This window comes from Streptomyces sp. NPDC088915, assembly GCF_044749825.1.
GTDB lineage: Bacteria > Actinomycetota > Actinomycetes > Streptomycetales > Streptomycetaceae > Streptomyces.
In genome coordinates this window covers 168,021-187,609 of the sequence record NZ_JBIVIR010000013.1, presented here as the reverse complement: position 1 = coordinate 187,609, position 19,589 = coordinate 168,021, and the positions used below count along the sequence as shown (strand labels likewise).

Genomic DNA, 19,589 nt, shown 5'->3' with positions numbered 1-19,589 from the left:
CACCGTCCTGACCATGAACGCGAATCGCCACGAAACCAGCGGACCCACCCGTACCCAGCAGATCACCCTGCGAGGCCCGGCCGAACTGGCCGACGCCCTGCCGTTCATGCTGGGCTTCCACCCCACCGACTCCGTCGTCCTGGTCGCCCTCCACGGCGAGCGCGGCCGCTTCGGCGGCCGGGTCAGGCTCGGCATCCCGAGCTCGCCCCGCGAATGGGCGTCCACCGCCGACCACCTCGCCGAGTGCCTCGTCGAGGGAGGCGCCCGGGTCGGCGCCCGCCCGGACGGCATCGTCGTCTTCCTCTGCCAGGACCCGGTCCCCGGTGAGACGGGCCGCCGCGTCATGGAGCGGCTGCGCCCCTTCGCACAGCGACTGCGCACCGCCTGCGGCGCCCTCGACATCCCCGTCTACGAAGCCCTCTGCATCTCCGACGGCCTCTACTTCTCCTACTGCTGCCCCGACGCGCGCTGCTGCCCGCCCGACGGCACCCCGCTCGCGCTCAGCGGCACGACGGTGATGGCGGCGACCGCCGCGTACGCCGGAGTGCAGCTGCGGGGCACCCTGCGGGACATGGAAGCCCGGCTGAAGCCGGCCGGCGGTCCGGGAGAGGAGGAGCAGCGGGCCGCGCTCGACGCGGCCGCCGCCTCGATCGTCCCCCGCGTCCTCGAAGGCTCCGAGGACCGGGGACGGGTGGAGGTGCGCGAGGAGACCCTGCGCCTCGCCCGCGAGATCCTCCGCCGGTTCACCCGCCCGAAGTCCCCGAAGTCCCCGAAGCCGCCGACGGGCACGGCGCACCCGGCGGGTGTGACGACCCCCGGAAAGGCCGGCGCCGACACGACCGCGGGCGACGCGGCCGACGACGCCCTGATCACGTCCGGCGAGGCCGCCGCACTGATCCTCGGTCTCCAGGACCGGGTCACCCGGGACCGTGCCGCCGAGTGGATGGAGGGCTGGGAGGGCACCGCCGCCCTGCGACTCTGGCGCGTCCTGGCCCGGCGCTGCGTCACCCCCTACCAGGAGCACGCCGCCGCGCCCCTCACCCTCGTGGGCTGGACGGCCTGGTCCACCGGCGACGAGCCGACGGCCCGGGTCGCCCTCGGTCTCGCCCTCGACGCCGATCCCGAATACGTCTTCGCCCAACTGCTCCACCAGGCGTGCAACGAGGGTCTCGACCCCGAGTCGCTCCGCTCCTGCCTGAGGAGCGAGCGGGACTCACGGGCCGCCCCGCAGCAGACCGCCCCCGCCTCCTCCCGGCGGGTCCGGATGCGCACCTCCCACCGGCAGGGAACCCGTCCGGCCCTCGGCAGGGCCGGGCGGCAGACCGGAACGCGGGACCGGCGCGCGGCGGCCGGAGTCCGGCCCGGCGGGCCCGCCGCCGACCGGCCGGGAAGCGGTTCCCCGCGCCAGGGTGGACAGCGCGGCAGCAGGAGCGGTCGATGACGACCGTGACCCGGCCGCCCGCGGACGCGTTCAGCTCTCTGGCGGAGACGTACGAACCGTGCCGCCGACACTCCGCCGGCCGCCCGGTCCGCACAGAGAGCATCCCGCACCCGCCATGGCCCCCAGCCCCGTCCCGGCCCCCGGCCGCCCCACTCGCCCCCCGATCGGCCGCGCCTCCGGCACCGCGCTCCCGCGCGCGGCAGGTCCGGTGGAACTTCCCCCGGTGCACGGCGCGCTCGTCTGCGTCGCCCTGCCCGCCCTCGCCGTCTGCGCCGAGCACGGCCAGCTCACCGGTGAGGGACCCGAGGGCGTGTACGCGGCGGGGCGGCGGCTCCTCTCCCGATGCGTCCTGCGGGTGGCGGGCCGGGAGCCCGTCGCCCTCCAGGGCCGCATGGCCGGCGCCGACCGGGCGGTCTTCCTCGGCGTCCTGCGCGCCCCCGGAGAAGCGGGGCCGGATCCCGGTCTCACCGTCGAACGCACGCGGAGCGCCGACGGCACCGAACGGATCACCCTGCGGAGCGCGGCCGCCCGGCCCCTCCGGCTCCCCGTGGAGATCGCTCTGGGCACGGATCTCGCGGACCTGGGCGCGGTGGCGACCGGCAGACCCGGGCCCGAACTCACGGCGAGCGTCCACGGAACCGGACTGCGCTGGACCGGGAGCGACGGACGGTCCGCCGCCGTCACCGCGGATCCTGCGCCCGCGGACTCCTTGGCGGCGGCCGGAGTCCTGCGCTGGGAGGCCGAGTTGGCTCCCGGAGCCACGTTCACGATCCGGCTCCGGGTACGAGGAGAAGCGGCCGGCCGCCCCGCGGGCTCCACGGGAGCGGGCACCGGACGGCCGGGCGGCCACCTTCTCGCCGAGGCCCGGGCCGAGGCCGACGACCCGCGCCCCGGTGAACTGCTGCGCGCGTCCGTCGAGGACCTGCGGGCCCTGCTCCAGCGCAGCCCGGAGCACCCCGCGGACCCGTACCTCGCCGCAGGCGTCCCCTGGCGCTGCGGACCGGTCACCGCCGAGGCGCTCTGGGCGGCCCGCATGGCACTTCCCCTCGGCACCCGGCTCGCCGTCACCACCCTGCGCGCCCTCGGCCGCACCCAACTCACCGGAGAAGGAGCCGAGTCCGGTCGTATCCCCGGGCCCCTCAGGGACGCGGGCCCGCATCTTCCGCCCCGCTGCACGGGCATCGAGGCCACGCTCGCCTTCCCGGCGGTGCTCGCCGAGGCCCGCCGCTGGGGGCTGCCGTCGGCGGACCTGGAGGAGCTGCTTCCCGTCGCGGAGCGCTGCCTCGACTGGCTGCGCCGCGCCGCCGGCGCGGACGGCCTCGTACCTGACCCGGGGCCCGCCGGACCCCGGCGTGCCGAGACGCAGGCGCACGCCCACCGGGCGGCGCTGCTCGGCGCGGACCTCCTCGACGGCTGCGGGAGACCCGGCGGGGACGCGCTGCGCGACACGGCGAGGACGATGCGCGAGCGGTTCCGGCGCGAGTTCTGGATCGACGACCGGGCAGGGGGCCGCCCCGCCCTCGCCCGTACGGCGGACGGCAGGACCTGGCCCCGGCCAGGAGGGTGGGCGGCGCACCTCCTCGACACCGGACTGATGGGCGGCGGCCGGTACGCGCAGGGCCTGCTGGACGGGGCGGAGACCGAGCGGGTGGCCCGGCTGCTCGGCACCCCGGCCCTCGACTCCGGCTGGGGACTGCGCGGTCTGGCCGCCAAGGATCCGGACCACAATCCCTTCGGCCACCGCACGGGCGCGGTCAGGACGCACGACACGGCGGTCGCCGTGGCCGGCCTCGCCGCCACGGGGCACGAGAAGGAGGCCGCCTCCCTGCTCCGGGGACTGCTCGACGCGGCGGAGGCCTTCGACCACCGTCTCCCCGAGATGTACGCGGGCGAGCAGCGGACGACGGGCGGACGCCCGGTGCCCCACCCGGCCGCGTGCCGACCGGCGGCCGTCGCGGCCGCCGGGGCGGTGCACGCCCTGCTCGCCCTCGCCGGGGTCCGGCCCGACGCGCCCGGCCGGTCCGTCTCGGTGCACCCGCTGTCCTCCGCGCCCCTCGGAGCGATCCGCCTGTCGGGGCTCGTGGTCGCGGGCGAACCGTTCGCCGTGCGGGTGAGCAGGCTCGGTCTCGGTATGGTCGAGGAGGCCGCAGAGGGCCTTCAACTGGGGGTGTGACGGGATGGCGGGTACGGACACGAGGGAAGCTTCGCGGCGTCCCGGAGAGCACGTCGGGGAAGTCGTCCCCGAAGATTCCACGGGACGTGTTTATCGTCAGGAAGACGACTATGATCGCGGCATGCCTCCCTACGACCCGTCGGCCTTCCCGCCCTTCGCCGTCACCGTCGATCTGGTCGTGCTCACCGTGCGGAGTCACGCGCTCTGCACCCTGGTCGTACGGCGGGGAGAGACCCCGTTCCAGGGACGTTGGGCCCTGCCCGGCGGCTTCGTGCGGGCGGACGAGGACCTCGGCGCCGCGGCGGCGCGCGAGCTGGTCGAGGAGACCGGCCTCTGCGCGTACGACCCGGCCGCCCCGCCTCCCGTACCGAGCAACGGCGCGCACCTGGAGCAGCTGGCGACGTACGGGGCGCCGGACCGCGATCCCCGGATGCGCGTGGTGAGCGTCGCGCACCTGGCCCTCGCCCCGGACCTGCCCGCCCCCAGGGCGGGCGGCGACGCCAACAGCGCCCGCTGGGCCCCCGTCGAGGAACTGCTCGGAGAGGACGCGGCCGCCGGTGCCGACGGCGGGGGAGCGGGCACGCTCGCCTTCGACCACTCCCGGATCCTCGCCGACGGGGTGGAGCGCGCCCGCTCCAAGATCGAGTACTCCTCCCTGGCCACGGCCTTCTGCCCGACGGAGTTCACGGTCGGAGAGCTGCGGCGGGTCTACGAGGCCGTCTGGGGCGTGGCCCTGGACCCGCGCAACTTCCACCGCAAGGTGACCGGCACGCCCGGCTTCCTGGTCCCGGCCGGTGGCACCACGACCCGTCAGGGAGGGCGCCCCGCCCAGCTCTTCAGGGCAGGTGGAGCCACCCTCCTCAACCCGCCCATGCTGCGTCCCGAGATCTGAGGGGCGGGGACATCCGGCGCCCCGGAGCACCAACCCTGCGCGGAAAGCCCGAAATGTAGCGTTATCTTGCTGCGGTAGCGCCGCCCTGCCGCGGAGCGGTGTCACCTACCGCGAGAGAAGCGATGCTCCAGGCAATCGGACTGACCAGCACCCCCCGCGGCGATCGCCCGCCCGCCGTGAACGATCTGACCTTCGAGGCCAGGCCGGGCGCCGTGACCGCTCTCCTCGGGCCTTCGGGTTCCGGCAAGACCACCGCTCTCCGGCTCATGCTCGAACTCGAGCCGGGGCGCGGGATCACCTACTTCCGCGGTCGGCCGCTGCACCGCATCGCCCACCCTTCCCGCGAGGTCGGCGTCCTCCTCGGCGACGTGCCCGGCCATCCCTCCCGCACGCTCCGGGGCCAACTCCGGATGCTCTGCGCCGCCACGGGGGTTCCCGCCTCGCGGGCCGAGGAGCTACTGCGGAGCACGGGACTCGCAGGCCTGGAACGCCGGCCGATCGGCACTCTGCCGATCGGCGCGGACCGCCGACTCGGCCTCGCCTCGGCCCTGTTGGGAGACCCCCACACGCTCCTGCTCGACGAACCGGGCGCCGGTCTCTCCGCGTCCGAGAGCGCATGGCTGTACGAGTTCCTGCGTTCCCACGCCTCCGAGGGCGGCACGGTGCTCTACACCACGGCCGACCCCAAGGACGCCGCCCGCAACGCCGACCGGGTCGTCACCCTCGACGGCGGTCGGCTCGTCGCCGCGCAGGAGGCGGCCGAGTTCGCCCGTACCCGGCTGCGTCCCCGGGTCACGGTCCGCACTCCGCACGCCGCGCGCCTGGCGGTGGCCGTGACTCAGGAGGCGAGGGCCGCCCGCCGACCGGTCGAGGTGGTCACGGAGGACGGCAATCGGCTGTCCGTCTACGGCAGCGACTGCGCGTCCGTCGGTGACACGGCCTTCCGGCACGGCGTACCGGTCCACCGCCTCGCCGACGAGACGGGCGACACCGGCGCGAACGATGTGACGGGAGTCGATGCCACCGCGGGAGCCGGGCAGGAGCGTGGCACCCCAGGAGGCCCCGTCACCGGGCCCCGCACCGCCGCGCCCGCAGCACGGGGCGTCGAACCGGCTCCCGCGATCACCGGCCGCGACGCCCCGGTGGAGCGGCCGGTCGCCGCCCGACGGCCGATGCGCTCGCCCCTGCGCCCGCTCCGCTACGAGGTCCGCCGGCTGCTGGGCGTGCCGTCCACGCCGCTCGTCGTGACGGGCGTCCTCCTCGTCTCCGTGACGCTCGCCCTGCTCCTCGGGCGGGGCGGTCGCGCCGCGCTGCCCGCCGTCCTCGCCGGCTGGCCCGCGATCTCCCCGCTGCCGCCCGCCGCCCTGGGGGCCGGACTGCTCGGCGCCTTCTCCTTCGCGGAGGAGTACCGCTATCCCGCGCTCACCACGGGCCGCGGAACCGTGCCCCGCAGGCCGGGCCTGCTGCTCGCGAAACTCGCCGTGGCCGCGGTCGTCGCCCTCGCGCTCGGGGTGCTCGTCGTGGCGGTCGACCTGGGGGCCCTGCGGCTCTTCTACGGCGGCGAGTTGATTCCCGTACCGAGGAAATGGCCGACTCTCTGGGCGAATTGGGTGGGCCTGCTCGTCGGCTGCGCCTGGGCCGGGGCGCTCGGCGCCGGGGTGTTCCGGGCCGCCGCGGCCGGAGTGGCGGCGGTGCTCGCCGTACCGGTCGCCTTCGTCCCGCTGTTGCAGAAGGTGCTGACGGGGCCGTCGGTGCGGTCGGCCGCCGGACTCCCGGCGCGGCTGCGCGAGTTCGCGGGCCCGCACTGGTCCCCGGCCGCGGACCGCTGGCTGGCCGGGGGGCTGCGAGTGCTGGGGCAGCCCGCGGGAGTGGCGCTCTCCCTGACGTTGACGGGGTTGTTCTGCGCTTATGTGTTCACCGGCCTTCGTCGCAGAGCCCATTGGTGACCGTACGCGGACCGAAAGGCTCCGGGTCGCCGCCAACTGTCAGGCGATATGCGCCTTATGTCCGATTGATCGTCAATTGTGTAAGGGGTGCCGATCACCCTTTCGTGTGCTTTTCACCAAAGACCTCAAGGGCTGTGGAGGCAGCGCCGACAAAGGATGCGTGAGTACCCTTGCGCACGCCATGATGACCGCCGCCCGCTCCGTCGACTCCGGCCTCGGCACCCCGGGCGATCTCGACCGCTACCCCTACACGGAGGCTCCCGCCGCCGGACGGGCGGCCCCGTCCACCTGGGAGGGGGTGGACACGGACCTGGGCCGCGTCGGTCGCAGAAGCGCGGGCAGCCGGGGGCGCGGCCTGCACGGGCAGCTGGTCCAGCAGCTCGGCCAGATGATCGTCTCCGGCGACCTCGGGGCCGACCGGCCGCTCGTTCCCGAGGAGATCGGCCAGCGGTTCGAGGTCTCGCGCACCGTCGTGCGCGAGTCGCTCCGCGTCCTCGAGGCCAAGGGGCTCGTCAGCGCCCGCCCCAACGTCGGCACCCGGGTCAGGCCCGTCAGCGACTGGAACCTCCTCGACCCCGACATCATCGAGTGGCGCGCCTTCGGCCCGCAGCGGGACGACCAGCGCCGCGAGCTGAACGAGCTGCGCTGGACGATCGAGCCCCTGGCCGCCCGCCTCGCCGCCGGACACGGCCGCGAGGACGTGCAGCAGCGCCTCGCCGACATGGTCGAGATCATGGGCCACGCGTTCGCCCAGGGGGACGGCATCACCTTCTCCCGGGCCGACACCGAGTTCCACTCCCTCCTCATCCAGCTCGCCGGGAACCGCATGCTGGAGCACCTCTCCGGCATCGTCGCCGCCGCGCTCCAGGTCTCCGGCGGTCCCGTCACCGGCTGTGACCGGCCGGGTGAGGCCTGCCTCGCCCACCACGCCCGGATCGTGGACGCGCTCGCCGCCGGTGACGCGCAGGGCGCCGAGACGGCCATGCGGCAGCTGCTCACGGTCCACCCCGAGGTGGAGCGTGTCGTCCCGGCTCCCCGCGAACACTGACCCTCGGGCCGTGGGCGGGAGCGAAGGGACGCACGCGCCGCGTGCCGCCGGATCCGAGCGCCGCCCGGGGAGCCCGGTGGGGCCGCTCCCGAGCGGCGCCCAGGTCTCGATGGCGTGAATGTACGCTTTTCATATGACCTGGGCGCTTCGTCGTGCATGAGGTGTGACTCGGGCCACGAAGATTGGGCGTAACACTCCTCCGAGCCGTGCGATGACCTAAGAGGTGACGGCCGAGGAAGGAATACAGCAGCCGACGGAGGCGCTGTGCAGTTCCCCGGTCCAGCCCGCGCCGTCGGCACATCCCCCGTCGACGGTCGTCGGCTCCAGCCCGATCCAGGGCGGGGCCGGAAGCCGTTTCCATCGTTCCGAGAGGTTGTTCGTGTCGGCCAGCACATCCCGTACGCTCCCGCCGGAGATCGCCGAGTCCGAGTCTGTGATGGCGCTCATCGAGCGGGGAAAGGCTGATGGGCAGATCGCCGGCGATGACGTGCGTCGGGCCTTCGAGGCTGACCAGATTCCGCCAACCCAGTGGAAGAATGTTCTGCGCAGCCTCAATCAGATCCTCGAGGAAGAGGGTGTGACGCTGATGGTCAGTGCAGCGGAGTCGCCGAAGCGCGCCCGCAAGAGCGTCGCAGCGAAGAGCCCGGCCAAGCGCACCGCCACCAAGACCGTCACCGCCAGGGCGACCGTGACGAAGTCCGCCGTCCCGGCCGCGGCCCCCGCCGCCGAAGGCACCGATCCGGCCGACGAGGCCGGTTCGACCGCCAAGAAGGCGGCCGCGAAGAAGACCGCCACCAAGAAGACGGCGGCCAAGAAGACCGTCGCCAAGAAGACGGCGGCCAAGAAGACCGCGTCCAAGAAGGACGCCGACGAGCTCATCGAGGGCGAGGAGCTCCTCGAGGACGTGGCTCCCGGCAAGGGCGAGGACGAGGAGACCGAGGGCGAGGCCAAGGGCTTCGTCCTGTCCGACGAGGACGAGGACGACGCTCCGGCGCAGCAGGTCGCGGTCGCCGGCGCCACCGCCGACCCGGTCAAGGACTACCTCAAGCAGATCGGCAAGGTCCCGCTGCTCAACGCCGAGCAGGAGGTCGAGCTCGCCAAGCGCATCGAGGCCGGCCTGTTCGCCGAGGACAAGCTCGCCAACTCGGACAAGCTCGCTCCGAAGCTCAAGCGCGAGCTGGAGATCATCGCCGAGGACGGCCGCCGGGCCAAGAACCACCTCCTGGAGGCCAACCTCCGTCTGGTGGTCTCCCTCGCCAAGCGCTACACCGGTCGCGGCATGCTCTTCCTGGACCTGATCCAGGAGGGCAACCTGGGTCTGATCCGCGCCGTCGAGAAGTTCGACTACACCAAGGGCTACAAGTTCTCCACGTACGCCACCTGGTGGATCCGTCAGGCGATCACCCGCGCCATGGCCGACCAGGCCCGCACCATCCGCATCCCGGTGCACATGGTCGAGGTCATCAACAAGCTCGCGCGCGTGCAGCGCCAGATGCTCCAGGACCTGGGCCGTGAGCCCACCCCGGAGGAGCTGGCCAAGGAACTCGACATGACCCCGGAGAAGGTCATCGAGGTCCAGAAGTACGGTCGCGAGCCGATCTCCCTCCACACCCCGCTGGGCGAGGACGGCGATAGCGAGTTCGGCGACCTGATCGAGGACTCCGAGGCGGTCGTCCCGGCCGACGCGGTGAGCTTCACGCTCCTCCAGGAGCAGCTGCACTCCGTCCTCGACACGCTCTCCGAGCGCGAGGCGGGCGTCGTCTCGATGCGCTTCGGCCTCACCGACGGCCAGCCGAAGACGCTGGACGAGATCGGCAAGGTCTACGGCGTGACGCGAGAGCGGATCCGTCAGATCGAGTCGAAGACGATGTCGAAGCTGCGTCACCCGTCGCGCTCGCAGGTGCTGCGCGACTACCTCGACTGACGCGACCGGTACGACCCGCTCCGGTCGGCCTCGCGGATCCGTACGAGGCGCGGAGCGGTACACCGAAGGGCCCGGCCCCCCGAAAGGGGGAGCCGGGCCCTTCGGGTGTGCGCCACGGCTCCGGGTGCTGGACGCTGGGTGAACCGACATCACCGGAGAGTCAGGAGGCTCCATGCGTGGTTCCCTCACTCGAGCATTGACGGGTGCCCTGGGACTGATCACCGCGGCGGCGGGACACCTCGCCCTCGCCGCCCCCGTGGTCGCCGACAGCGTCGTGGTGGGCGGCCGCCAGGTCGGGATCACGGACGCGCCGTGGGTCGTGGCGTTGTCCAGCCGTGACCGGTTCGGGGGTACGCGCGCGGGACAGTTCTGCGGAGGCGTGGTCGTCGCGCCCACCAAGGTGCTCACCGCCGCCCACTGCCTGGGCCGGGAGGTGCTCGGCGGCGAGCCGTGGGAGGTGCGCGACTTCGCGGTCATCGCCGGCCGCGCCTCGCTGCGCGGCCAGGGCGGCCGGGAGGTCCGGGTCTCCGACACGTGGGTCGATCCGGGCTACGACCCGACGACCAACTCGGGCGACCTGGCGGTCCTGACGCTGGCGAGCGCGCTTCCCGAGTCGTACGCGATCGGCGTCGCCCGCGCGGGAGACGCCGCGTACGCACCCGGTACGGTGGCGGACGTCTACGGCTGGGGGGACACGACCGGCAGGGGGAGCTACGCCTCCGCGCTGCGGACGGCGCGCGTCCAAGTGCTGCCGGACACGGCGTGCGAGCGGGCGTATCCGGGCGGTTCCGGCGTCCGGTACCGGGGCGACACGATGGTGTGCGCGGGCGATCCGCGGGGCGGCAGGGACGCGTGCCAGGGGGACAGCGGCGGTCCGCTGGTGGCCGAGGGGCGCCTCATCGGCCTGGTGTCCTGGGGCAGCGGCTGCGGGGAGGCGGAGAACCCGGGCGTCTACACGCGGGTTTCGGCGGTGCTCCCGGAGCGCTTCTGAGACCCGCTCAGGGAGCGGCCCGGGAGCCGGGCCCGTAAAAGCCGCCGGGACGGACCTCGTAAAGGCTGCCGGGACGGACCTCGTAAAGGCTGCCGGGACGGATCCCGGAGAGGTCTTCCGGACGGACCCCGGAAGACCTCTCCGGAGCGAGGCCCGGAAGCTCTTCCGGGAGCGTCCCGGATACGAGAACGGGCGGCCACTCCCCGCAACGCGGGGGTGACCGCCCGTCGTCCGGTCAGCGACCGGCCCTGGGCTCGTCGTGGATGCGGGGCGTCAGTGCTCGTCGCCCACCGTGCGGGCCGGCACGTCCGTCAGCCGGTCCGTCTCATCCTGTATCTCAACGGCGATCTTCTTGAGTTCCGGCTCGAACTTACGTCCGTGGTGGGCGCAGAAGAGCAAGTCACCTCCGCTGGTCAGGACGACACGCAGGTAAGCCTGGGCGCCGCAGCGGTCGCAGCGGTCAGCGGCCGTCAGGGGGCTCGCGGGGGTCAGAACAGTAGTCACGTCGCCTCTTCTCTAGCTCGACGAGCTGTCGTACCAGGGTCAACATCCAACCAGGCCGAAAACGTTCCCGCTCGTGGCTTTTCCTTGAAACTTCTTCCCAAGGTGGCTGTCTGCTGCCGGTTGGCGGCGAATGAGCCGTATTGCGTCGCTCTACGGATTTCGCATTGCTTGTCTCGGTCAGGCCCTCCCGGCGTGGTTGCCGGTTGTTCATGAGGACGTGCCCGGAGCCTAAATGGTTCATGCCTGGAAGGGAACGTGATGTTCACGTCACCCGATCGAGGGATCGAACATGCATGCGACTCTGGACTAGCATGAGGAATCGGGGAGGGTGGCGTGACAACGGCTCTACCAGGCATCGGTACCCTCTGAAGCCGGTGACCGACGCCGGGCCTTACCCACCGGGCCAGATTTCAAATTCAGCGAGGAGCGAACCGCGTGACCGCCGAAACGTCCGTGCCGTCCAGTGCGCTGCTGACCGCAGACCGTGACGGTTCCAACTACACCGCGCGGCACCTGCTCGTACTCGAAGGGCTCGAAGCGGTCCGCAAGCGCCCCGGCATGTACATCGGGTCCACCGACAGCCGCGGCCTGATGCACTGCATCTGGGAGATCATCGACAACTCGGTCGACGAGGCCCTCGGGGGCTACTGCGACCACATCGAGGTCGTCCTCCACGAGGACGGCTCCGTCGAGGTCCGGGACAACGGCCGGGGCATCCCGGTCGACGTCGAGCCGAAGACCGGCCTCTCGGGCGTCGAGGTCGTCATGACCAAGCTGCACGCCGGCGGAAAGTTCGGCGGCGGCTCGTACGCGGCCTCCGGCGGTCTGCACGGCGTCGGCGCCTCCGTGGTCAACGCCCTGTCGGCCCGCCTCGACGTCGAGGTCGACCGGAACAGCGCGGTCCACTCGATCAGCTTCCGCCGCGGCGTCCCCGGGGTCTTCACGGAGCAGGGCCCCGACAGCCCCTTCGACCCGGCCAACGGCCTCCGCAAGGGCAAGCGGATCCCCAAGACCCGCACCGGCACCCGCATCCGCTACTGGGCGGACCGGCAGATCTTCCTCAAGGACGCCAAGCTCTCCCTGGAGACGCTCCACCAGCGCGCCCGGCAGACGGCCTTCCTCGTGCCCGGCCTCACCATCGTCGTCCGCGACGAGCGGGACCTGGCCGGGGTCGGCAAGAGCGAGGAGACCTTCCGCTTCGACGGGGGCATCAGCGAGTTCTGCGAGTACCTCGCGCAGGACAAGGCCGTCTGCGACATCCAGCGCCTCACCGGGCAGGGCACCTTCAAGGAGACCGTCCCGGTCCTCGACGAGCGCGGCCACATGACCCCGACCGAGGTCACCCGTGAGCTCGCCGTCGACATCGCCCTGCGCTGGGGCACCGGCTACGACACCATGGTCAAGTCCTTCGTCAACATCATCGCCACCCCCAAGGGCGGCACCCACGTCTCCGGCTTCGAGCAGGCCGTCACGAAGACGGTGAACGAGGTGCTGCGCTCGGCCAAGATGCTGCGCGTCGCCGAGGACGACGTCGTCAAGGACGACGCCCTGGAGGGACTCACGGCCGTCGTGACCGTGCGCCTCGCGGAGCCGCAGTTCGAGGGGCAGACCAAGGAGGTCCTCGGCACCTCCGCCGCCCGCCGCATCGTGGCGAACGTGGTGGCCAAGGAACTCAAGGCCTTCCTCACCTCCACCAAGCGGGACGCCAAGGCGCAGGCCCGCGCCGTCCTGGAGAAGGCGGTCGCCGCGGCCCGGACCCGGATCGCGGCCCGTCAGCACAAGGAGGCGCAGCGCAGGAAGACCGCGCTCGAGACCTCCTCCCTGCCGGCCAAGCTCGCCGACTGCCGCAGCGACGACGTGGAGCGCAGCGAGCTCTTCATCGTCGAGGGCGACTCGGCCCTCGGCACGGCCAAGCTCGCCCGCAACAGCGAGTTCCAGGCCCTGCTGCCGATCCGCGGCAAGATCCTCAACGTCCAGAAGTCGTCCGTCGCCGACATGCTCAAGAACGCCGAGTGCGGCGCGATCATCCAGGTCATAGGAGCGGGCTCGGGCCGCACCTTCGACATCGACGCGGCCCGCTACGGCAAGGTCATCATGATGACCGACGCCGACGTCGACGGCTCCCACATCCGTACGCTGCTGCTCACGCTCTTCCAGCGCTACATGCGGCCCATGGTCGAGGCGGGGCGGGTCTTCGCGGCCGTCCCCCCGCTGCACCGCATCGAGCTCGTCCAGCCCAAGCGCGGCCAGGACAAGTACGTCTACACGTACTCGGACAACGAGCTGCGGCAGACCCTCCTCGAGTTCCAGCGCAAGGGCGTCCGCTACAAGGACTCCATCCAGCGCTACAAGGGCCTGGGCGAGATGGACGCCGACCAGCTCGCGGAGACCACGATGGACCCGCGCCACCGCACCCTGCGCCGGATCAACATCGGCGACCTGGAGGCGTCGGAGCAGGTCTTCGACCTCCTCATGGGCAACGACGTCGCGCCCCGCAAGGAGTTCATCACCAGTTCGGCGGCGACCCTCGACCGCTCGCGCATCGACGCCTGACGGCCTCCACCCGTGGATGGGGCCACACGCTCCGTCCACGGGCCGTGCGGTACGCATATCAGCACGGTTTTGTCAGGCAGCCTGGGAAAAGAGTCACCTGATGAGGTGAAGTGAGGGAGGAGAAGAGTCCGGGAAGTTCCTGCTCTGTCCATCCTTGTGCACACGCGGCCGAAACGGTTCGCTGACAAGGAGAGTTGGACCGGTGGAGCAGGTGGAGAAGCAGGAGGGGCGCGGCGCTTCGGCGGTGCCGGTCGACGACCCCTGGGACGACGCGCCGGCCTCGGGCCGGAACGGACGGGCGCAGGCCGGGACGACCGGCGACGGCCGTCCGGGCACGGTGCCGCGACAGCGGGTCCCCAGCGCGGCCGAGATCTATCTGGAGGTCCAGCGGAGTCCCGCCTTCCAGGAAGTGCGCGGTCGCTACCGCCGGTTCGTCTTCCCGGCCACCCTCGCCTTCCTGGCCTGGTACCTCGCCTACGTCGTGGCGGCGACCGCCGCGCCGGGGCTGATGGCCCGGCCGGTGGCCGGAGCGGTGAACGTGGCGATGGTCGCGGGCCTCGGCCAGTTCCTCACCACCTTCCTGCTGACCTGGGCGTACGCGCGCCACGCGCGGCTGCGCAGGGACCGGGCGGCGCTGGAACTGCGCTGGGACACGCAGGAGATGACCCGAGGGACGGTGCAGCGGTGACCGGAGACCACCAGACCCTGGCGCTCGGGCTGTTCAGCGTCTTCGTGGCGGTGACCCTGGGCATCACCACCTGGGTGAGCCGCAGCCGGCACGGTTCGGCGGAGGAGTTCTACGCCGGAGGGCGCCTCTTCTCGCCCATGGAGAACGGCTTCGCCATCGCCGGCGACTACATGTCGGCGGCGTCCTTCCTCGGCATCTCCGGCCTGATCGCGCTCTACGGCTACGACGGCATGCTGTACTCCGTCGGATTCCTCGTCGCCTGGCTCGTCGTCCTCCTCCTCGTCGCCGAACTGGTCCGCAACTGCGGGCGGTTCACGCTGGCCGACGTCGTCGCCGCGCGGATGGCCGAGCGCCCCGTGCGGATCGCCGTCGGGACGTCCTCGGTGGCCGTCTCCGTGCTGTACCTGGTGGCGCAGATGGTGGGGGCCGGAAGCCTGGTCGCCCTCCTCCTCGGCGGCACCGGCGAGGCGGCCCGCTCCTGGACGGTGATCGGGGTGGGCGCGCTGATGGTGATCTACGTGTCGCTCGGCGGCATGCGGGCCACCACCTGGATCCAGATCGTCAAGGCGGTCCTGCTCATGGCGGGCACGATCACGCTCACCGTCCTCGTCCTGCTCCGCTTCCAGGGCGACGTGAACAGCCTGCTCTCCACCGCTGCCGAACGCAGCGGTCACGGCCTCGACTTCCTCGCCCCCGGACTCCGCTACGGCGGGGACTGGACGGCCCGCCTCGACTTCATCAGCCTCGGCCTCGCCCTGGTCCTGGGCACGGCGGGCCTGCCGCACATCCTGTCGCGCTTCTACACCGTGCCGACCGCCCGGGCCGCCCGCCGCTCCGTCGTCTGGTCCATCGGGCTCATCGGCAGCTTCTACCTGATGACGATCGTGCTCGGCTTCGGCGCGGCCGCCCTGATCGGCCCCGACGAGGTCCGGGCGTCCAACGCGGCCGGGAACACCGCCGTACCGCTGCTCGCGCTCGACCTCGGGGGCGGCGCGGGCTCCACCGGCGGCACGGTGCTCTTCGCGGTCGTCGCCGCCGTCGCCTTCGCGACCATCCTCGCCGTCGTCGCGGGGATCACCCTCGCCTCCTCGGCCTCCGTCGCCCACGACCTGTACGCCTCGCTGCGCCGCAAGCACGCGAAGCAGTACAGCGAGGTGGCCGTGGCCCGGGTCGCCGCGGTGGTGATCGGCGCCGCCGCCATCGGCCTCGGGCTGCTCGCCAGCGACCTCAACGTGGCCTTCCTCGTCGGCCTGGCCTTCGCCGTCGCGGCCTCGGCCAATCTGCCGGTGCTGCTCTACTCGCTGTTCTGGCGGAAGTTCACGACCAGGGGCGCGGTCTGGGCGGTGTACGGCGGGCTCATTCCGGCCGTCCTGCTCGTCCTGGTCTCGCCGGTCGTCTCCGGCAGCCCGGAGTCGCTCTTCCCCGGCGTCGACTTCCACCTCTTCCCGCTGCAGAACCCGGGCGTGGTCTCCATCCCGCTCGGCTTCCTCGCCGGGTGGATCGGCACGGTCACCTCGACCGAGCCGCCCGACGAGGCACGGCACGCGGAGACCGAGGTCCGGGCGCTGACCGGCGCGGGGGCGGTCTGATCCGTACGAGCGCGAGCACGGACCGGTCCGGCGCGTGTCAGGCGGTGGGCGGTGAGCTCGCCCAGGCGTACCGGTGCTCGGGGCGTCCCGTCTCCCCGTACCGGAGGGAGAGGCGCACCCGGCCGGTCCGTTCCAGGAGCTTGAGGTAGCGCTGGGCGGTCTGGCGGCTGACGCCGGACCGCTCGGCGATCTCCTGCGCGGACAGCGGCCCGTCGGCGGCGAGCAGCACCTGCCGGACCAGCTCGGCCGTGGTGGGGGAGTGCCCCTTCGGCAGGTCGGGGGCGACGGAGCCCGCCGCCAGGACCCCGAAGATCCGGTCCACCTCCGCCTGCTCTGCCTCGCCCCCGCCCGCCAGGGCGCGGCGGAGCGTCGCGTACGCCTCCAGCTTGCCGCGCAGACCGGCGAAGTTGAACGGCTTGACCAGGTACTGGAGGGCGCCGTGCCGCATCGCCGCCTGCACCGTGGCCACGTCCCGGGCCGCCGTCACCATGATCACGTCGCACTGGTGGCCGCGCGCGCGGAGCTTCCGTACCGCCGCGAGGCCGTTCTCGTCCGGCAGGTAGTGGTCCAGGAGGATCAGGTCCACCGGCCGTTCCTCCAGGACGGCGAGCGCCTCGGCGGTCGAATGGGCGGTCGCGACGACCCGGAAGCCGGGCACCTTGGCGACGTAGGCGGTGTTGATCCGCGCCACCCGCACGTCGTCGTCCACCACGAGCACGTCGATGGGCACGTCGGTCACCGCGCCTCCTCGGCGGGCTCCGGAGCGGTCGGCTCCGTTGCGGCCGGTCCCGTTGCGGTCGGCTCCGGGACGGACGGAAGGCCGTCCGGAGCGTCGCTCAGGGCGTCGGGGAGGACGACCGTGAACTCGGCGCCCCCGCCGGGGCCCCCGGCCACGGTCGCCGAGCCGCCCCGGCGCTCGGCGAGCCGGCGCACCAGGGCGAGCCCGAGCCCCCGCTTCCCGTGGGACGGGAGGGCCTTCGTCGTCCACCCCTCGGTGAAGATCAGCTCGCGCCGCTCCTCCGGCACCCCCGGGCCGCTGTCCGAGACCCGCAGCACGACCGCACGGCCCGCGCGGCCGAAGGAGACGCCGACACGCGCGTCCGGGGTGCCCGCGGCCGCGTCCAGGGCGTTGTCGACCAGGTTGCCGACGACGGTGACCAGTTCGCGCGGATCGACCAGCCGGTCCGGAAGCAGCGAGTCCGGTGCCAGCCGCAGCGAGACGCCGCGCTCGGCGGCGACGGTGGCCTTGCCGACGAGCAGCGCGGCAAGCAGCGGATCGTGGACCTTCTCCGTGACCTGCTCGGCGGTGGCCCGGTGCACCCCGACCACCTCGGTGACGAACTCCACCGCCTCCTCGTGCATCTCCAGCTCCAGGAGGCCGAGGAGGGTGTGCATCCGGTTGGCGTGCTCGTGGTCCTGGGCGCGCAGGGCGTCGATGAGCCCCCGGGTGGCGTCCAACTCGCGCCCGAGGTGCTCCAGCTCGGTGCGGTCGCGGAGGGTCGCCACCGCGCCCCCGTCGTCCGTGGGCATCCGGTTCGCGATCAGCACCCGGTGCCCCCGGACCGTGACCAGGTCCTCGCCGGTGACCCGGCCCGCGAGGACGTCGGCGGTGCGGCCCCGGCCGAGGACCTCGTCGAGCGGCCGTCCCGCCGCCTCGGGGCCGAGGCCGAGGAGCCGCTGCGCCTCGTCGTTCATGAGCCGTACGGAACCGGTCCGGTCCAGGGCCACCACGCCCTCCCGGATGCCGTGCAGCATGGCCTCGCGCTCGGCGAGGAGCGCGGAGATGTCGGAGAAGGCCAGGTCGTGGGTCTGCCGCTGGAGCCGCCGGGAGATCAGGTACGCGGCCAGGGCCCCGGCCGCGAGCGCGCCGCCCGCGTAGGCGAGGAGACCGGGGATCGCGCCGAGCAGCCGGTCGCGGACGCTGTCGTACTCGATGCCGACGGAGACCGCGCCGACGGTCCGCCCGTCCGCGTCGCGCAGCGGTACCTTGCCGCGCGCCGACCGGCCGAGCGTGCCGCTGTCGATCTCCATGACCTCCCGCCCGGCCAGGGCCTCGCTCGGGTCGGTGGAGACGAGCCTGCCGATCCGCGCGGGGTCGGGGTGCGACCAGCGCATCCCGCGCGCGTCCATGACGACGACGTACTCGGCGCCCGTGGAGGTCCGGACCCGCTCCGCCTCCGCCTGCACCGGGCCCCGTACGGACGGCGGGCCGCCGGTCAGGTCGGCGGCGAGGCGGGGCGACGCGGTGGTCCCGGCGATGGCCAGGGCCCGCCGCATGGCCTGGTCGTCGAGCTGCGCGCTCAGCGGGGCCAGGAACAGGCCGGTGGCGAGGACGGTCACCCCGGTCGCGACGGCCAGCTGCATCAGCAGGACCTGCGAGAACACCCGCCGGGGCCATCCGAACCGCCGGCGGCGCGTGAGGGGGCGCGGGGATCCGGTCCGTACGGGGTTCATGTCCGAAAAGGTACGGGGACACGCCCCGGCACCGGAAATGAGCGGCGGGCGGGGGAGACGACGACCGGGAGGACGACGGCCGGGGAGAAGCGGCGGAGGGGCGCGTGCGGCGCGAGAGCGGCGGCAGAGGGCGTGCGGTACCGGAGCGGGGGTAGGTCCAAGGGGCCGAACCCGTCCCGCGGCGCCCGTTCCACGGCCCGCGCGCCGCCCCCGGAAGCCCGGCAGCGGCCCGGCGCCCGCCTATCCTGGGCCTTCCCCGTGGGGCGGCGCGCCGCAGCCGCGGGGACCACGACCGAGCACGACCGGAGGCACGTCCCTTGACCACGCAGCAGATCCCCGTCGTCGTCCTGGCAGGGTTCCTCGGGGCCGGGAAGACCACGCTCCTCAACCATCTGCTGCGCAGCGCGCGGGGCACCCGCATCGGGGTCATGGTCAACGACTTCGGCGACATCGGCATCGACGCGATGACCGTCGCCGGCCAGGTCGGCTCCACCGTCTCCCTCGGCAACGGCTGCCTGTGCTGCGCCGTCGACGCCAGCGAGCTCGACGAGTACCTGGAGGTCCTGACCCGGCCCGAGTCCCGGCTCGACGTGATCGTGATCGAGGCGAGCGGACTCGCGGAGCCGCAGGAACTGGTCCGCATGGTGCTCGCCAGCGAGAACGAGCGGATCGTGTACGGGGGCCTCGTCGAGGTCGTCGACGCGGCCGAGTTCGGGGCCACCCGGCAGCGGCACCCCGGGACCGACCGGCACCTGGCCGTCGCCGACCTCGTGGTCGTCAACAAGGCCGACCGGGTCTCCGCCGACGAGCTGCGGAGCGTACGGGAGACGGTGGCGGGCCTCGCCGGACGCGCCGCCGTGATCGAGGCCTCCCACGGCCGCGTCGACCCGGAACTGCTCTTCGACCGGGTCGTGCCGGACGGCGAGATCGAGGGCCAGATGTCCATCGAGGACGTCCTGTACGGCTCCGACGACGACGCCGAACACGCGCACGCGTCCTACGAGACCGTCTCGCTGACGGCCTCGACGCCGCTCCACCCGCGCCGTCTGATGGCGTTCCTCGACTCCCGCCCCGAGGGGCTCTACCGGATCAAGGGCTTCGTCGACCTCGGCGCCGCCGACCCGGCCAACCGCTACACCGTGCACGCCGTCGGACGCTTCCTGCGCTTCTACCCGGAGCCCTGGCCCGCCGGCGAGGAGCGCCTCACCCAGCTCGTCCTGATCGGCTCCGGCGTCGACGCGGCCGGTCTGCGCAAGGAGCTGGCCGCCTGCGAGCTGAGCGGTCCGCGGGACGTCCCCGACGAGTCCAGCATGTGGGGCCTCCTGCGGTACGTGCAGCAGACGGAGGAGGAGCCGGAGGAGACCCTCTTCTAGGCCTCCTCCGGCT

General features: G+C 73.0%; 14 protein-coding genes. 11 read left to right on the top strand and 3 right to left on the bottom strand.

The window, feature by feature from the left end:
* Positions 1 to 13: 13 nt before the first annotated feature.
* The 7 genes from ACIP5O_RS23725 (at position 14) to ACIP5O_RS23695 (ending at position 10,415) form a co-directional block, all read left to right on the top strand.
* A complete protein-coding gene (locus tag ACIP5O_RS23725; protein ID WP_401296440.1) occupies positions 14 to 1,441 on the top strand; it encodes a DUF4192 domain-containing protein in 1,428 nt (475 codons plus the stop codon).
* 115 nt (positions 1,442 to 1,556) lie between these two features.
* Positions 1,557 to 3,614 (top strand): glycogen debranching N-terminal domain-containing protein, encoded by a 2,058-nt coding sequence (locus ACIP5O_RS23720; protein ID WP_401296438.1) that lies wholly within the window; start codon positions 1,557 to 1,559, stop codon positions 3,612 to 3,614.
* 121 nt (positions 3,615 to 3,735) lie between these two features.
* Positions 3,736 to 4,506 carry an NUDIX domain-containing protein gene (locus ACIP5O_RS23715; RefSeq protein WP_401296436.1) on the top strand — a complete coding sequence of 257 codons (771 nt, stop codon included), beginning with the start codon at positions 3,736 to 3,738 and terminating at the stop codon, positions 4,504 to 4,506.
* 122 nt (positions 4,507 to 4,628) lie between these two features.
* Positions 4,629 to 6,452: an ATP-binding cassette domain-containing protein gene (locus ACIP5O_RS23710; protein WP_401296434.1), complete on the top strand. Its 1,824-nt coding sequence runs from the start codon at positions 4,629 to 4,631 to the stop codon at positions 6,450 to 6,452.
* A gap of 160 nt (positions 6,453 to 6,612) precedes the next feature.
* Positions 6,613 to 7,500: a FadR/GntR family transcriptional regulator gene (locus ACIP5O_RS23705; protein WP_401296432.1), complete on the top strand. Its 888-nt coding sequence runs from the start codon at positions 6,613 to 6,615 to the stop codon at positions 7,498 to 7,500.
* 379 nt (positions 7,501 to 7,879) lie between these two features.
* Positions 7,880 to 9,424: an RNA polymerase sigma factor gene (locus ACIP5O_RS23700; RefSeq protein ID WP_401296430.1), complete on the top strand. Its 1,545-nt coding sequence runs from the start codon at positions 7,880 to 7,882 to the stop codon at positions 9,422 to 9,424.
* A gap of 172 nt (positions 9,425 to 9,596) precedes the next feature.
* Positions 9,597 to 10,415, top strand: coding sequence for a S1 family peptidase (locus tag ACIP5O_RS23695; RefSeq protein ID WP_401296428.1), 819 nt, complete (start codon positions 9,597 to 9,599; stop codon positions 10,413 to 10,415).
* 273 nt (positions 10,416 to 10,688) lie between these two features.
* Here the strand turns inward: ACIP5O_RS23695 and ACIP5O_RS23690 are convergent, their stop codons facing one another.
* The gene (locus ACIP5O_RS23690; RefSeq protein WP_030211728.1) at positions 10,689 to 10,919 is read right to left on the bottom strand and encodes a hypothetical protein; all 231 of its coding nucleotides are present in this window, start codon (positions 10,917 to 10,919) and stop codon (positions 10,689 to 10,691) included.
* A gap of 435 nt (positions 10,920 to 11,354) precedes the next feature.
* Between ACIP5O_RS23690 and ACIP5O_RS23685 the strand changes: the two genes are divergently transcribed.
* The 3 genes from ACIP5O_RS23685 (at position 11,355) to ACIP5O_RS23675 (ending at position 15,749) form a co-directional block, all read left to right on the top strand.
* On the top strand, positions 11,355 to 13,472 hold the full coding sequence (locus tag ACIP5O_RS23685) for a DNA topoisomerase IV subunit B (protein WP_356547127.1): 2,118 nt from the start codon (positions 11,355 to 11,357) through the stop codon (positions 13,470 to 13,472).
* Positions 13,473 to 13,674: 202 nt separating this feature from the next.
* The gene (locus ACIP5O_RS23680) at positions 13,675 to 14,160 is read left to right on the top strand and encodes a DUF485 domain-containing protein (RefSeq protein ID WP_401296425.1); all 486 of its coding nucleotides are present in this window, start codon (positions 13,675 to 13,677) and stop codon (positions 14,158 to 14,160) included.
* Complete coding sequence (locus ACIP5O_RS23675) at positions 14,157 to 15,749, top strand: cation acetate symporter (RefSeq protein WP_401296423.1); 1,593 nt, start codon at positions 14,157 to 14,159, stop codon at positions 15,747 to 15,749. The genes ACIP5O_RS23680 and ACIP5O_RS23675 overlap by 4 nt, the downstream gene beginning before the upstream one ends.
* Before the next feature lie 37 nt (positions 15,750 to 15,786).
* Here ACIP5O_RS23675 and ACIP5O_RS23670 read toward each other — a convergent pair whose 3' ends face one another.
* Together ACIP5O_RS23670 and ACIP5O_RS23665 are read right to left on the bottom strand one after the other, a co-directional pair.
* On the bottom strand, positions 15,787 to 16,488 hold the full coding sequence (locus ACIP5O_RS23670; protein ID WP_401296421.1) for a response regulator: 702 nt from the start codon (positions 16,486 to 16,488) through the stop codon (positions 15,787 to 15,789).
* Positions 16,485 to 18,203 carry an ATP-binding protein gene (locus ACIP5O_RS23665; RefSeq protein WP_401296420.1) on the bottom strand — a complete coding sequence of 573 codons (1,719 nt, stop codon included), beginning with the start codon at positions 18,201 to 18,203 and terminating at the stop codon, positions 16,485 to 16,487. The genes ACIP5O_RS23670 and ACIP5O_RS23665 overlap by 4 nt, the downstream gene beginning before the upstream one ends.
* A gap of 317 nt (positions 18,204 to 18,520) precedes the next feature.
* Here ACIP5O_RS23665 and ACIP5O_RS23660 point away from each other — a divergent pair, with 317 nt between their 5' ends.
* The gene (locus ACIP5O_RS23660) at positions 18,521 to 19,576 is read left to right on the top strand and encodes a CobW family GTP-binding protein (RefSeq protein ID WP_401296418.1); all 1,056 of its coding nucleotides are present in this window, start codon (positions 18,521 to 18,523) and stop codon (positions 19,574 to 19,576) included.
* Positions 19,577 to 19,589: the final 13 nt, after the last annotated feature.

Excerpts from the sequence above, each read along its gene's own strand:
- ACIP5O_RS23725 (WP_401296440.1), top strand. The coding sequence starts at position 14 with ATGAACGCGAATCGCCACGAAACCAGCGGACCCACCCGTACCCAGCAG.
- ACIP5O_RS23720 (WP_401296438.1), top strand. The coding sequence starts at position 1,557 with ATGGCCCCCAGCCCCGTCCCGGCCCCCGGCCGCCCCACTCGCCCCCCG.
- ACIP5O_RS23715 (WP_401296436.1), top strand. The coding sequence starts at position 3,736 with ATGCCTCCCTACGACCCGTCGGCCTTCCCGCCCTTCGCCGTCACCGTC.
- ACIP5O_RS23710 (WP_401296434.1), top strand. The coding sequence starts at position 4,629 with ATGCTCCAGGCAATCGGACTGACCAGCACCCCCCGCGGCGATCGCCCG.
- ACIP5O_RS23695 (WP_401296428.1), top strand. The coding sequence starts at position 9,597 with ATGCGTGGTTCCCTCACTCGAGCATTGACGGGTGCCCTGGGACTGATC.
- ACIP5O_RS23665 (WP_401296420.1), bottom strand. The coding sequence starts at position 18,203 with ATGAACCCCGTACGGACCGGATCCCCGCGCCCCCTCACGCGCCGCCGG.